This is a genomic window from Paenibacillus ottowii, assembly GCF_006874425.1.
Taxonomy (GTDB): Bacteria; Bacillota; Bacilli; order Paenibacillales; family Paenibacillaceae; genus Paenibacillus; species Paenibacillus ottowii.
Genome location: NZ_VIJZ01000001.1, coordinates 126,798 through 141,866 on the forward strand (window position 1 = coordinate 126,798; position 15,069 = coordinate 141,866).

12 protein-coding genes and 1 pseudogene are annotated in these 15,069 nt (G+C 44.0%); 10 read left to right on the top strand and 3 right to left on the bottom strand.

The annotated features are described in order from the left end of the window. Positions 1-125 precede the first annotated feature (125 nt). From FKV70_RS00590 to FKV70_RS00620, 7 genes are all read left to right on the top strand, one after another. Positions 126-983, top strand: coding sequence for a MetQ/NlpA family ABC transporter substrate-binding protein (locus FKV70_RS00590; protein WP_064795866.1), 858 nt, complete (start codon positions 126-128; stop codon positions 981-983). Between the two features lie 343 nt (positions 984-1,326). Next, positions 1,327-1,746, top strand: coding sequence for a hypothetical protein (locus FKV70_RS00595; RefSeq protein WP_142611490.1), 420 nt, complete (start codon positions 1,327-1,329; stop codon positions 1,744-1,746). A 15-nt stretch (positions 1,747-1,761) separates the two neighbouring features. Beyond that, the gene (locus tag FKV70_RS00600) at positions 1,762-6,729 is read left to right on the top strand and encodes a DUF4132 domain-containing protein (protein WP_142611491.1); all 4,968 of its coding nucleotides are present in this window, start codon (positions 1,762-1,764) and stop codon (positions 6,727-6,729) included. 228 nt (positions 6,730-6,957) lie between these two features. Continuing rightward, complete coding sequence (locus tag FKV70_RS00605) at positions 6,958-7,452, top strand: GNAT family N-acetyltransferase (protein ID WP_142611492.1); 495 nt, start codon at positions 6,958-6,960, stop codon at positions 7,450-7,452. 191 nt (positions 7,453-7,643) lie between these two features. Beyond that, entirely contained in the window at positions 7,644-8,627 is a 984-nt protein-coding gene (locus FKV70_RS00610) for a Gfo/Idh/MocA family protein (protein WP_142611493.1), read from the top strand. Positions 8,628-8,979: 352 nt separating this feature from the next. After that, positions 8,980-9,402 (top strand): hypothetical protein, encoded by a 423-nt coding sequence (locus FKV70_RS00615; RefSeq protein ID WP_244310595.1) that lies wholly within the window; start codon positions 8,980-8,982, stop codon positions 9,400-9,402. 66 nt (positions 9,403-9,468) lie between these two features. Continuing rightward, the gene (locus FKV70_RS00620; RefSeq protein ID WP_142611495.1) at positions 9,469-9,957 is read left to right on the top strand and encodes an RTX toxin; all 489 of its coding nucleotides are present in this window, start codon (positions 9,469-9,471) and stop codon (positions 9,955-9,957) included. Between the two features lie 324 nt (positions 9,958-10,281). Here the strand turns inward: FKV70_RS00620 and FKV70_RS00625 are convergent, their stop codons facing one another. Further along, positions 10,282-11,259, bottom strand: a complete 978-nt coding sequence (locus FKV70_RS00625; protein WP_162305654.1) for a metallophosphoesterase — start codon at positions 11,257-11,259, stop codon at positions 10,282-10,284. Between the two features lie 83 nt (positions 11,260-11,342). After that, positions 11,343-12,086 carry a hypothetical protein gene (locus FKV70_RS00630; protein WP_063210901.1) on the bottom strand — a complete coding sequence of 248 codons (744 nt, stop codon included), beginning with the start codon at positions 12,084-12,086 and terminating at the stop codon, positions 11,343-11,345. Between the two features lie 364 nt (positions 12,087-12,450). Between FKV70_RS00630 and FKV70_RS27160 the strand changes: the two are divergent. Continuing rightward, positions 12,451-12,639: pseudogene (locus FKV70_RS27160) on the top strand (hypothetical protein); the annotation flags it as partial. A 317-nt stretch (positions 12,640-12,956) separates the two neighbouring features. On the opposite strand, the gene FKV70_RS00640 reads toward FKV70_RS27160, so the two are convergent. Further along, entirely contained in the window at positions 12,957-13,751 is a 795-nt protein-coding gene (locus FKV70_RS00640) for a tyrosine-protein phosphatase (RefSeq protein WP_142611498.1), read from the bottom strand. A gap of 304 nt (positions 13,752-14,055) precedes the next feature. On the opposite strand from FKV70_RS00640, the gene FKV70_RS00645 reads away from it, so the two are divergent. Together FKV70_RS00645 and FKV70_RS00650 are read left to right on the top strand one after the other, a co-directional pair. Next, entirely contained in the window at positions 14,056-14,616 is a 561-nt protein-coding gene (locus tag FKV70_RS00645; protein WP_064795876.1) for an MFS transporter, read from the top strand. 21 nt (positions 14,617-14,637) lie between these two features. Then, positions 14,638-14,916 carry a DUF1648 domain-containing protein gene (locus tag FKV70_RS00650; RefSeq protein ID WP_063210896.1) on the top strand — a complete coding sequence of 93 codons (279 nt, stop codon included), beginning with the start codon at positions 14,638-14,640 and terminating at the stop codon, positions 14,914-14,916. Positions 14,917-15,069 lie beyond the last annotated feature (153 nt).

Here is a 15,069-nt window from a genome sequence, read left to right on the forward strand (position 1 = left end):
AAAAATCAGAGAGAATCCCATTTTAACAGCGATCGTAAGATCAAATCATTCGCGAAGCGGCTGCGGCTTTACTGTAACTCATTAACATCTTCCCAATCACAACTAATTTGGAGGTTCTTCATCGAATGCGTCTCAAAAACAACATGAAAACGAACTTGAAATTACTTACACTATTTGCAGTGGTTATGCTACTGGTTGCCGGATGCGGCGGTCAGAAGCAGGCTGCACAAGAAACAACAACTAAGGAAGCAGCTTCGCAAAAAGAAGTAACCTTGAAGGTAGCTACGCTAATTCCACCGATGACAGATGTACTGGATATCGTGAAGCCACTGCTCAAAAAGGACGGAGTCAACCTGGAAGTCGTCGTGCTGTCAGACAATATCCAACCGAACAACGCATTGGCAAGCCATGAAGTGGATGCGAACTTCTTTCAGCATGCTCCGTTTATGCAACAATATAATGAAAGCAACAAGTCTGACTTGGTAGCGGTAAAACCAATTTACAACGCCATTTATGGCGCGTACTCCAAAAAATACAAGAACATTAAAGACCTGCCCGAAGGTGCGACGATTGCTATCGCCAATGACCCGGCCAATACTGGACGTTCTTTGGTCATGATGGAGCAAAACGGTTTGATCAAGCTTAAAGAAGGTGTAGGCTATAATGCTACACAGGCTGATATTATTGAGAATAAGAAAAAGTTTGTGTTTAAAGAAGTGGATTTGTTGATGCTGGCGCGGTCACTGGATGATGTAGACATGGCTGCCATGTATCCCGCATATGCCAAACCGCTTGGTCTGACACCGAAGAAGGATGCGCTGATTACTGAAAAGGACGATACGCACTTTGCCATTAATTTGGTAGCACGTAAGGATAATGCAGATTCCGATGCCATTCAAAAGCTGGCAAAGCGGATGACTGGTCCGGAAGTACGTAAATTTTTTGAGGACAACTATAAGGATAGTGTAGTTCCAGCATTCTAAATAAATAAGTATTCAAACCTTATTTTATGATGATATATGACCTGTATAATGGAGTGAAGTCTGTGAAGAACAGATGATCTCCTTTGTGCAGGTCTCTTTTTTATCCTTAATATGGATGAATTTCATCGAAAACAGGGCACAAAGTCTTACTTTTTAAGATTTGGGGTGTTACAACGCTGTGAATTTTGGTCATAAAGGGTGATGGAGTAATGATAAGGAACATATTAAAATAATTATACGAACAAACATTCGTCTTGTACTTTATTAATGATGTTTGTATGAGGGTCGAGAAGTTCAGCTGACAACGGGTCAAAAGTGTGAATAAACAAGGAAGGGAAACGATATGAAGCTGTTTGTAACTGTAAAAAGTCTGGGGAAGCGCAAGCCCGCACTCGCACAACAGGAAATAGATCTAAGCCCCACCCCAGAAACATTGCGAGATTTAATTACTGCAACCGTTGCCCTGAATGTTCAAAAGCTACGGGAAAAGCAGGAGAGTGTCGAGCTGATTCCGTTCCTTACGGGAGAGGAAATCCAGGCACAAGGCGAGACAGGCAAAGTAGGATTCGGCTCCATATATAATGATGGTGTTCCTAATATTGAGGCTGCCGTAAATACGGCGATACAGGCTTTTGAAGATGGTTTATACAGGGTTTTTATATGTGATGAGGAAGCAATGGAGCTGGATGCGCCTTTGTCACTTCATGCAGGGGATGAGATTGTATTTATACGCTTCACAATGTTGGCTGGAGGCCTATGGTAGAGGGGGAGACGAAATATGCATCAGGAGAACAATGAGCAAGAATATTTCGCCACACTGAAAGAGCGCGCAGCGCAACTGGGTGGACAACAACAGGAGTTGGCTCAGTATGTTGTGGAACTGGGTAAGCTTCATTACATACAAGAGGTTGAAGAGCCATTTATCGAATGTCAGCGAATACTGAAAGAACGGGCGGCAGAAAGCGGACAACCGCTGTTCAAGCCACTGGCAGAGGTACTGCGTGCTCTAATTGGACAAATGACTGGCGATGTGTTCGCACATCTAACAGAGCATGTGACTGAATATCCATACAGCACCGGGTATGAGCGCAGACCGTTTCGCACTTCGGATATTACAGCTCATACTTCCCGGGTTTATAAAAAAATGGTGCAGTTGATCCGAATGGACTGTATCGGATTTTCTATAATGGATTATTTAACGAAAAAAGACTATGAACCAGGCAGGGATTACCGGGTTCAGGAAACGATTGGTGATTGGATTGCTTACGAGCTAGACAACGGCAATTCACAGGTGCTTGAGGCGCTAAAAGCTATTATTTATGGGGATAATCAGGCGGCTCTACTTACGCGCAATATGATTAAAGGCATGCTGCTGAGCCATCAAGAAGAGAATTACCATATGATTGGCGAATTGCTGGCAGCGGCCAAGCTTCAGGAGGGATTGCGTCAAAGCATTGTGGAGCAAATGGATGAAGGAACTCCAGAAGCACTCATTTATCTGTTAAAGGTGATCATTGACCAAGGCTTCATTCGTTACAGTTCGGTGGTGCGGGCGCTTGCAGTATGGACGGGCATGGGCTTGGAATCCGCCAATCAGCGGGTTGTTCGCCAATTGATTGAGCAGGCATATGATGCACTGACTTCCAGTGAACTGCGCCAGGAATGGCTGATCAGTTCAAATGCTAACGAACTATATATGAGTTTGTGGGCTACAGCAGTGCATGAGGAACGTGACTTGTATGGACAGGTTCGCCAACTTATGGAGCAGGGGGCGGCTTACCAGAAGATTGTAGCCCAGTATGTACTGTCTAGTACTAAAAACAAGGATATGCGCCTCGAGATTGCTAGAGAATATCTAGATGAAACTGACCCAGAGCTTCGCTATTGGATACTCACAAACTATACAACCGATTATTTTTATGAATGGGTAGAAGGCGGGACGGTCGCGAATCGAATCGTTAAAGTGGCGCGCACTCCTTTGTTGGAGAGCAAAGACGAACGGCGTAAGGATTTTGAACGACTTCATAACCTGTTTGTACATATGAAAAAGGGTGAGTCTATCGAGTCCTCCAAGGTGCTGGATTATGTAAATCTGTATCACCGCTCAGATGCACCTATTCAAAAAATGCTCTATCTCGCTGGCTATGATATGGACGCATCCTGGATTGGAGAAATCATAGCCTTAAAGGAAGAGATTAGCCCAAATCTGCGCGGCGAAATATTGAATCATTTTGTGCAGAACACTGAGGATACAGTACAGCGCGATTTTATTTTTTCCAGTTTGTCTGACAAAAGTATGAGTATCCGTGGGTTCGCTGTGGCCAAGGCGCGTAAGCTGACGCTGTCGGAACCAGAAATGCAGCAAATGGAAGCCTTATTAAAGCTCAAGACAGGCTCGTTGCGACAAAGTGTCATCGGTGTGTTGCTTTCACAAGCGGAAGAGCAGCTTGCTGGCTCTTTGGAACGCTTGCTTCGTGCGAAGGCGGAACTGCAACGATTGGGTGGACTGGAAATATTGACGAAGATATATGCAGATCCGGATCGTGCTCAGCAGTATGAAAATCTGCGGGCTTTGGCGGATATCATTCAGCAACCCACCGCCAAAGAGGTGCAACTGCTGTCCAAGCTGGGACAGGAGGATGCTTATACAGGTACAAACGGCTATGGCCTGTACGATCCGAATGTCAAGGAAGCTTGGCTGGAAGAAAGAGTTGATCTGGGTGATTTCCGAATGGCCGATGTTTTTGTTAGTCCATTGGACAAGCTCAAGCAGTTCTTGAATGGACTGGATGAACTGGTTCATCATCATCGGGATGTGGAATATACTGCGGAGTATTATTCAGGCTACAAAGATACATTGCTTATTGGAACGAACCTTCGCCCTCTACGGATGGTTCAGGTCGATGAAGTAGTGGATTCCAGGCTGTCTTTATATCCTCTTTATGAGGAGTGGGACCGTTATTTGCAGGAAAGCGGCATAGATGCGCGTGAACTGCTGGAGCTTGTTTTTTATGATCGATTAGAGCCTATGGACCGTACGTTGGATCGCTACTATCGATATTTCTCATTTAACTTTGGCTATCAAGAACAAAACAAGCAAAAGCTGCTGGAAGGATGGCGTAAAGACTTCGCCGAACAAATGTATCCTTTAGAGCGGATTAACGAGGTTCAAAAATGGATGGCAGAGCTGACCTATTCCGATCAGGTAAGCACATTAATCAATGCCTATTTTATGGACACAGCTGGAGCTGAAACATTTGACGTAATCGACTTTGCTTTAAATTCACTAATGCAGAGCATGCCTAAGGATAGACCAACAGAGGATATGGGAATGTTTCATCTATTGTCCGGCCCGTGGGTGGCATTAGAAAAGGGGCGAGTCCATGATGATGAGACCTTTAGGCGCTTTTTCCATACTTTTGTGAACTACGCAGAATGGCCAGGAATGGAAAATCGTTTTTATTCTCCGCTGAATCTGGAGGATTACTTCAAAGCCTATGAAAAAGGGCTGATCGGTGTAGGTGAAGTGTATCGTGAACTGCTGGCCAGTAGTGATAGCAGAAGTCATATGAGCACCTTAACTAATGCTCGTAATACATGGGTTTCCAGCAAGCCAGAGTTTTTGGAGATACGTCGTACAGTTATTGATCGACTGCTGGAGATTGAATTGGTTCGAGGCGATTTGCCTACCGAGGCTACGCCAAAGGTGATGGGTTTGAGTCGGATTGAAGGCATGGATTATTTTATCCGTATTTTGGGGGGGCTCGACAAGGAAACGTTCGTGCGTGGTTATGTGTATGGCTACGGTGATCGTATTACCAAAAAAGAATCGTTCAGCCACTTGCTCAAGGCATGTTATCCAAGTGACGGCGAGGATGCTGCATTGCTCAAGGAAAAGCTGAAGCACACTAAAATTACAGATAAACGTCTGCTGGAGGCGGCAATGTATGCTCCGCAGTGGATTGAGATTGTAGCAGGTTATCTCGGATGGGAAGGACTTCGCAGTGCGGCATGGTACTTCCATGCGCATATCAATGAAGGCTTTTCGGCTGAGAAGGAAACGATTGTAGCTCATTACTCACCGATAGCCCCGCAGGATTTTAATGATGGTGCCTTCGATATCCACTGGTTTCATGAGGCTTATGAGACGTTGGGCGAGGAACGATTTGATCTGCTGTACGATTGTGCCAAGTATATTTCGGCTGGAGCCAATCATCGTCGCTCCCAATTGTTTGCGGATGCGACGCTAGGTAAGCTGAAACGGAGTGAAATGGAAAAATCAGTGGAAGACAAGCGAAACAAAGACCATTTGTTGACCTATAGTTTGATTCCACTTGCAGAGCCGCCTGAACCAGATGTCCGTCAACGTTATGATTTTATTCAGAGGTTTCTGGAACAAAGCAAGAAATTCGGGGCACAACGTAAGGCCAGTGAGGCACTGGTTTCACGAATTGCACTTGGAAATTTGGCACGTAACGCAGGTTATGATGACGTAACTCGTCTCGTCTGGGATATGGAAGCTCGCAAGCTGGATGACCTCCGGTCTTATTTTGAGCCCCATGCCTTGGATGAGACTACAACGATACAACTCGTCATTGATGATGAAGGAGCGGCAGATATTGAAATTGTCAGCAAAGGGAAGACGCTGAAATCCATTCCGGCTCGTTTCAAGAAAGATGAGTATGTTACATCCTTGAAAGAGCTTAAAGTTGATCTGGTAGATCAATATCGCAGAGCTCGCAAAGAGTTGGAGCGCTCTATGGAGTCTGGTACCACCTTTATGGTAAAGGAATTGAGAGGACTGCTAGGTAATCCTGTGCTTGCTCCGCTGGTGCGCACACTGGTTTTCAAGGCTGGCGATCATCTCGGATATTTTAACGGGGATACATTAGCGTTGACTGCTCCTCCTGCTGAACAGCATACTATTAAAGAAGAAGATAAGCTGATTATCGCACATCCACTTCATTTGTACGAAAGTGGTCGTTGGAGTGAATTCCAGAAGGACCTATTTGACCGTCAGATACGCCAGCCATTTAAACAGGTGTTCCGTGAGCTGTATCTGCTAAATGCTGATGAACGTGCCAACGCGACAGTTTCCCGTCGGTATGCGGGACACCAGGTGCAGCCGAATAAAACGGTATCCTTACTAAAAGGTCGCCAATGGACGGTCAGTTATGAAGACGGACTCCAGAAGGTGTACTATGCCGAAAATCTGATTGCGAACCTGTATGCCATGGCTGACTGGTTCTCACCAGCGGATACTGAAGCTCCTACACTGGAGACGGTGCAGTTTTTTGATCGGGCAACCTATAAGAGCGTGCCTTTGGAGGAAGTTCCACCTGTTCTGTTCTCTGAAGTTATGCGGGACGTCGATCTGGTCGTCAGTGTTGCTCATGTAGGCGGCGTTGATCCAGAGGCCAGTCTGACGACGATTGAGATGCGTAGGGTCATTGTGCAGGAATCGCTTCGTCTGCTAAAAATCAGCAATGTACGCTTAGATGGGAATTATGCACGTATAGACGGGAGTCTTGGTGAGTATGCGGTCCACCTCGGAAGCGGGGGTGTCTACAAGCAAGCGAAGGGAGCACTGCATATTATTCCGGTGCATTCGCAGCATCGTGGACGCATCTTCCTGCCGTTCCTGGATGAAGATCCAAGAACAGCCGAGATTTTATCCAAAATCACGTTGTTGGCTGAGGATCAGAAGATCAAGGACCCACAAATTCTTGAACAGCTTCAAGCGTAAAATAGAAATTCCGGTATAGAGAAGTTTATAATTAACTCAACGTTCGCACCTAGACAAGGTTTCCAATCATCGACTGTATAGACGGAAGCTCAGTTTAGCTGCGGAGGTTGAGTTATTTAATATCACGTACGAATGGCCACGTATAAGAAGATATGCGTAGAGAGTTATCTCTATATTTTAATGAAAAGCTTATGGCATCACAATTGACGATAATAGGAGAATACAGCAATGATAAATAGCATCCTTTTAAAAGAGTACGCAACTGTGTATCAAGCGCAAGTTGTCGATTTAATTTTACATATTCAACAAAACGAATATAATATCGCCATAACCAAGGAAGATCAGCCTGATCTGCTCGATATTGAAAACTTCTATCAACATGGTAACGGCAACTTCTGGGTGGCTCTTAGCGAAGACGAAGTAGTAGGGACGGTTGCCTTGCTAGATATCGGAAACCATAAGACGGCGCTCAGAAAGATGTTTGTAAAACAAAACTATAGAGGCAAAGCCTTGAATGTTTCGAATCAATTACTACAGTATGCCATAGAATGGGCCAAGGAACGGTCTGTTGAAGGAATCTACCTTGGGACTACACCGCAATTCGTAGCCGCTCATCGATTTTATGAGAAGAATGGATTTGTTAGTATAGCTCTTGATGAATTGCCAATTGGCTTTCCAGTTATGAAAGTGGATAAAAAGTTTTACAAATATACTATTCAATAAATAGCCTAGCCAAGATGATTCTGAAGGAATTCCTGCTAAAATTGACTTTGTGTTCGCCTCGCCGCTTTTCTGCCGAGCCGCAATACAAACTGTTGCCGAACAGGAATTTCTTTTGTTTAGGGTAGGTGTTTGCTAGAATGAAGAAGATCGTGTAAGTCTACGTTGAATTTACAACTGGGAGGGAGAAGAGTATGAGCAAAAAGATTAAATGGGGAATTGTCGGTACGGGATGGATCTCGGATCAGTTTGTTGCGGATTTGCAGCACGTTACGAATGGGGAAGGATACGCAGTTGGATCACGCAATGTTGAAAGCGCTACCGAATTTGCAGCCAAGCATCAAATGGCACAGGCATATGGTAGCTATGAGGAATTAGTGCAGGATTCCGAAGTCGATGCGATTTACATTGGAACCCCTCATCCTTTTCATAAAGAAAATGTTCTAGCGGCTCTTCGAGCGGGCAAAGCTGTCTTGTGTGAGAAACCCTTCACAGTCAACAGCAAAGAGTTGGAGGAACTAATCAGCTACGCGCGTGACCATAAGCTATTTTTAATGGAAGCCATGTGGACGCGTTTTTTGCCCTCGATTCGCCAAGTGCAGGAGTGGATACATGCGGGACGTATTGGTGAAGTGAAGTTGGTGAAGGCGGAATTCGGTTTTCGCGTAGATTGGAACCCAGAGGGAAGATTATTGAATCCTGAACTGGGCGGAGGGGCATTATTAGATGCAGGAATTTACCCCGTTTCTTTTGCTTCGATGGTGTTTGGCCCTGAACCAGAACGTGTATGGAGTACTGCTCATATCGGGGAAACGGGCGTTGATGAGACATTTTCGATCATGCTGGATTACGGAAAAGGTCGCACGGCTATGCTTAACGGAGCAGTTCGTCTCGGACTGACGAATGAGGCATATATCCATGGGACCAAGGGCTATATCCACATTCCATCATTCCTGAATAGTACATCGGCTACTTTAGTTGTGGACGGTGAAGAGGCACAAAACTTTCAGGATGATCGCCCCTCTACAGGCTATGCTTTTGAAGCAGAAGAAGTCGGGCGCTGCTTGAACGAAGGTTTGCTCGAAAGTTCTACGATCTCTTTGGATGAATCATTAGGAATTATGAAATTAATGGATCAGATTCGTTCACAGTGGGGACTTCGGTATCCGTTCGAATAATCACATTGCTTCCAGGGGGCTTTTCAGGTTTTCTGGATCTTTTCGTTAACCCGTTTTTTATACATAAGTATTCCAACTTTCTAGAGTGCTCAGCCCCAACCGGCTAAGTGCTCTTTTTTTATTATCAAGTTTCAAATGTGAATAAATAAAATTTTAATATTGTTCAGAATCGGTTCAGAAGCGGATGATAAGATCTTTTCACTAACAAAAGAATGAACCGTTTTACGGGGAAACTGATGAGCAAGCAACAAATAAAGAATGCAGAAAGCGCTAATCGTGACGCTGCTGGCAAGTATAGTATGGGGACTACAACTTTGTTCATGCGGAAACGAAAGGGGAAACGTCAGTAATTGTGACTAAAGCGAATATAGTATCTTTTACCGATTCTGGCGGCGATGGTAATTCTGCAACGAATCTTACACCAATACCAATGCCAATACCTAAGTATGTACCTGTCACAGCCACAGTTCCTTCCGATCAATATGGCAGTATAGGTTCTGGTGATACACTAGTGGATTTACAAAATGTATTTTTGGCTGCCGATCAGGATGAGTTATCGTATCATGCGGTTACTTCAGATGTATACGTAGCAGAAGTAGAAATAGCAAGTCAACAGCTTATGTTAAAGCCCAAATCAGCAGGAAGCACACAGGTGTTTGTGACGGCAGAGGATGGAAAAGGTGGCAGAGCGAGCGTATTTTTCACCTATACAGTGACTGGCTCTATTGCTGATGTGAATGTAAATCACAGTCCTGTTGAGCAGCAGCTTAAGTAGGGCATAGGAATGGCTGGCAGAGCGACTATATTCAGGTTCATTAGGAACTACAGGAGGCATTTTCTTTTGTTCTTTTCACAGTATGTCGATGGTGGAGACGGTCGCATCGTGCTGCAATTGTTCTGCAACCAGGAATGTGATTTTTCTTATAAAATAGAAGGATATGAGCTGGAGGTTCACCAATTCATGAAAAACACGAATCGCATGAACGTGTCCAGCATAGCACTATATCCGGTTAATCCATTAATACCGTATCTGATCATAAACAGCAACTTTTACGATTTCATGGGTGTGACAAATGTTGCCTATTTTAATCAAGAGGGTCATTTCTATAACCCAAGCGAGTTTAATACGGTTGCATATGTATTAAAATATTCTGGAATTGAGGTAGATGTGCTTGGAGAGCCTCATTCGCAGGGTCAATTGTTTCCTCAAGGAGGGACATTTGTGCGTAAACAAGGTATAACATGCGGATCGCCCATTTTTAATCAACAGGATGAGTGGCTTGTTTACCCGAAGGGTACTTACCAATATGTGGGCAGGCATACACTTTAATTGATGAAGAAAGACGAGTCTGGAGCTGATTCAGAAGTGCGGGGGATATGGAATAGACGCTGACGGGTGATGAGAAAGCAGATATGAGGTATGTAAGAAAGATGCCAATTCGATATGAATCCTCGTCGTGGCCGCCGTCGGCCTTTGGCGGGGTAACCATGATGCGCAAGCATCACGGTTACATGAGAATGAAATGTCTGCTTAATTCATGCCAGGCATTTTTTTGTGGTGTGATTGATCGGATAATAAGTGAATTAGGATGTCCGAATAGCTTATAGCCATCCAGATAGGGGTACTCCTTTCTTGTAAAAAAGCTTGCGTTCATTACACGATGGGAACGCTGATGATTCCGTCCTTGGTCAAAATAAATACCTTTCGCGGCCTTATTTTTGTGTTTACTGTTACGGATCGCTGCCCATCAAATCTAATAGACTTATTCTTATTGATAAAGGTAAAAGAGGAAATTACCGGATTTAGTGTTGGGCGGGTATCAGTACCCGCACCGCCATTTCCGTTTAAAACAGCGGTTTTTCCTGCAATTGTTCCTTTTAAGAGAATGTCATGAATATGGCTTACCAGGATAAGCTTTACACTTTTTGATTTGCTTAGATTGGCTATAAATGCTTTATCATTCGGCGTTGTGACTGGAAATGCTTCACTGCTAGGGAAACTTTTGAACGACCCTGCTTTTGGCGGAACATGCATCACCACGACCACGTCTTTTTTTGTGTTTATCCCCTTGTTGAAGGTAGCTAAGGCGCTATTGGTAATTCCATACCTGGTCGGTTTCGCGACTGGTCCAACATCATTTAGCATAACCATCCGTAATTTCGGGGTGTTAATGATATAGTTCAGTCCATTTTCCTGTACAGTCTTGTTGCCTTTTCTTGGACCGATGATATTTTGGTAATTAACCAATGATCCATTGACACCATTTCTTTCATGATTCCCGGGCACCATAAAGAAGGCGATGTTCGTTTTCCTGACGAATTTTTCCACTGCATTTTTAAAGAACATAAGCTGTTCTGCAGATCCTGAAAATACGCCATCTCCGCCATATAAGATAAACAGGGGTTTTGGCTTTTGCTTGCTCGCTTTGTCCAAGCACGATAAAAAAATCTGGTATCTTCTTATCGCATCCTGCTTGGCTTTCGTGAATGACTGCAAGATGGCGTTTCCCCAATCAAACCACGTGTCACCCAAAAAAACAAATTGAAAGTTCGGGTTCTTCTGATTCGCAAGCCTCTTATTTAAAACCTTTAGCGAAATGTCAGTTAGTGTCTCGATGTGTGTGTCTACCAATGTAATCCCTCACAATTGTCATTGATTTTAGTCAACTGCTCTGCGGTTGTTTTTAAAGCCACAACAAATTGCACAAATGGTGGTCAATGATAGGTCAATATTCGTTTTATCGAGGTATGATTCAACCTTGTAATTATTACAGTCGTCCCCTCCTTGGGGTTGAAGCCGGTGATTGGGTGGAGAGTGATATTTGTTTCCTTCCCGGCTGAAGCAGATCCACGATCTGAGGCAACGGATTGAAAGTGAGGACTCATTTTTCTGACAATCCAGTGAGCGTACCACACCCTGTCTGGTTTATTTTGCAGTTTCGTATTCCATTGGCAATGAGGAATTCCGGACTTTTGCCAAAAGAGAAACTTGCCATTCTTGATATCCCATAAATGGTTGATTTTCTGAAAACGGATGCCCATACAATCCCCCGGATAAATGATGTTTGGTTTGCGTACCGTGCCAGGTGCCGGTTGAGAACACGGGTTGCCCGGCTTAGGCACAGGACGATCAAGATTTCTGAAAGGTGTTATTTGTACTGCTTCCAATCGGGATATAGGAATAAATAAATTTTCAAGAAAGATCGAGTTTTTGTCTTTACTGTTACGAATGTTCCAGTGCCGTAGCAAAATCCCATCCAGTGATTTCAAATTCGTCGTATCTAACGTTTTGGAAATGTGGATCAGTGTATTACCCAGTTTCTTTACTGCTCCCACCAACCTGCCATTATGGACACAGTGACACCCGCCTGAGTACGTTTGACATTGCGATGCTATACAGCCGTCCGCGGTCGGTCGATACAATACCCCGATACAAGATCCTTGGCGTATGATTGCCAAATTTTCTCCCCCTTCACACATAAGGTATTTTCTATGATATGGATGTAGGAAAGGGATTGTATAGGCAGTCGTACCGTCAAAACGCAGGAAATTTAGCGTCTATTGCCTGTTCTTTGTTATAGATTATGTTGGCATTAGATGCCAAAGATAAGAGAGAGTGTCTAATTGGCTACATGGGGGCCTCAAGATCAGAAGATAGTTCTTAGGGGGTTTTGCTGCGATACATAGGCAAATCTACGATGAACTTGTGCCAATTACGGATTTGACCTATCAGTCATTCAGACAAATTGTTCTGTATTCAGGATACATTCGCCGGGGTGGGGGAAATCGCTATGACACCCATTTAATTTAGCATTCTCTTTCAGCTTTGTATGATGTTCCCCATGGTGCTGGTCTCGCAGTCGTTTATCCGGCATGGATGAATTGGCATCTACCCATGAATCCAACAAGATATGAACAATTTGCACGAAATGTATTCGACTTGCAACAGCGGAAGCAGGCATCGAGGCGTCAACCAACTGGTTTGTTAGTATCGGTGCTCCGGTCAAACTAGAGCAAGTTCATATCGAAAAGGACAAAATTGAAGAGATTGCCTCCTATATTTACCGAACTATTGAAATGGCTCGGATGCAATTCCTTTATCCGAAAGAAACGATAGTTGAATTGTTGAACCATATGTATAAAATCATGTAATAAACATAAGACGACATTAATAAGACAGCGGTAGTCTCGGACTTTATTTATAGTTCAAGGCTGCCGCTCGTTTTTTTGTTGGAGTCAGTCTAAAACTTTATTTTCTTCGGAAATCTAATGCCCCGCCTTATTCAGCAGAATGATCCCAAATATCTTCAATTAAGTTAGTCCATCTCGTTACTCTAAAACGACTTCTTTGAAGCGTTCCAGGTGCTGCTGCGAAACGCCGCATTCGTTTTTTAAGTATCCCTCAATGTTTGTATGCCGGCTCATAATTCCCTCTAGCACGTCCTCCAGATAATCGCGCTTCACCTCCAGCATGGGTCTGATCCGCTCTGCAGGCACTCGGTAAAAGCTCATCAGTCGGATCAGTTTCTCGGCTTTTTTCATACGTGGCCCGATGCATATATTGGAATGCAAGTAGTCCTCAATCACGCTTTCGTAGGGAATTCCCAGAAACAGCTGAATAATCGCCACGATGAATCCAGTTCGATCCTTGCCCCCAGTGCAATGAATCAGGACAGGAAACTTCTCTTTTTCGGACAACAGAGTGAAAAGTTTCTGTAACGTAGACTTAGAGCCAGTCCCCATATGATGATACATGTCTTTCATCGTTTGCTCAAAATCGATATCTTTGCCATGTCTAATTAGATACCTTATAAATTCGAGACGGGTAAACTCCTGGCTTTTATCCTGCATGGTCAAATTCTGTACTTCGACTCCCTGGTTCAGCATGCGGCTCTTGTTCGATTTCTGCTCCGTTTCCGTTCTCAAGTCGCAAATCAGCTTGAAGCCGATTTGATCCATTCGTGCCATGTCGGTTCTTGATAACTTTGACAATTCGTCGGAGCGAAACAGGAATCCCTTTCTTACTTTCTTCCCATCCGTGGTGGCATAGCCTCCGAAATCCCTGAAGTTGGTCAAGCCATCAAAATAGAGTGCAGCGGTGTGCTCATGATTGTTTTTTTGCATATTCTTTTCCTTCCGTTCATTTAAAAATCCCTGTTTTTTCATGACTATATCAATGCTTTATGTTTCAAACCCCGACATTTATCTTATTTTGACTATCTGGTTTTGTAAAGGACTAATAGTTCATAATTCGAATAAATCTGTTTATATCGAGGATTGACACACCTGGCTCTCAAGGATATGATGAGTTGGAAACCTTAAAGTTTCTCATAAAACTAATTGGTCAAAAAGAGCCTTGACGAGCTAGTTTGAAGCAGGCTCAGTCCTCAACCTTCGTTCATTTCTAGAGAAAGCAGGTTATTTGTATATGTCTCATCATGCAGTTATTGACGAATCTTCTAAGGAAGACTCATTTGTATTCCGTCCATATTTTTCACCAACGCTTGCGATCGTCATAGGGACGTTTATGGTGATTTTAAACAGCACAGCTCTTAACTTGGCCCTCGCGACCTGGGTGCGGGAATTTGGAGTTTCGCTCAAGACCACCCAGTGGTCGGTAAACGCCTATACACTAGCACTTTCTGCGGTCATTCCGTTGGCAGGATGGCTCTCGGACAAATGCGGTGCTAAGAAGGTGTTTCTTTGTTCTATTGGATTTTTCATGCTAGGTTCCACATTATCTGCATTCGCGCAAAATTCCGGACAACTGATTTTTTTTCGGATCATTCAAGGTTTAGGGGGAGATATGGTTTCCCCGATTGGAATGACCATGCTATACCGCCTTGCGTCACCTGATAAGCGTGGGGCGATCATCAGTTTACTTGGGATTCCAATGCTTCTCGCTCCCGCGCTAAGTATGGTACTATCCGGCTGGTTGGTGGAATTCGTAGACTGGCACTGGACTTTCTGGCTCACTATTCCCAAATAAGATAAAAAAGGAGGCAATGCTTTGATTAAGATTCTCTTTCATCCTAAAACTCCCGTTTTTGTCACGGTGCTTGCGTGGCTTGCTGCCATGATAGTGGTCTGGTCTGCTCCTCTGGAGATCCCTGTTCATTTCATGAATGGACAAGCCGACAGGTTCGTCAGTCGATGGGGCGGTCTTTTTGGTTTTCCAGCCTTGATGACCGTGTTGCTCATAATCCGAAATTGGCTTGTCACTGTTGTGAGGCTTATTTATGTGCTGGCCTTACTCCATATTTGTATGCTATGTATCGCTTTAATGTAAGGGAGAACGCTTTTACTGAGAACTATGGAGTGGATCGGACGCCTCATTTTGGCACGACGCCTTCTTTTTTGCTCGCTGGATATTGGCTATACTTGATCAAGGAACTTTGATAAAAATCACATCTGTCCGTAACGAGTGATAAGGAGACATAAG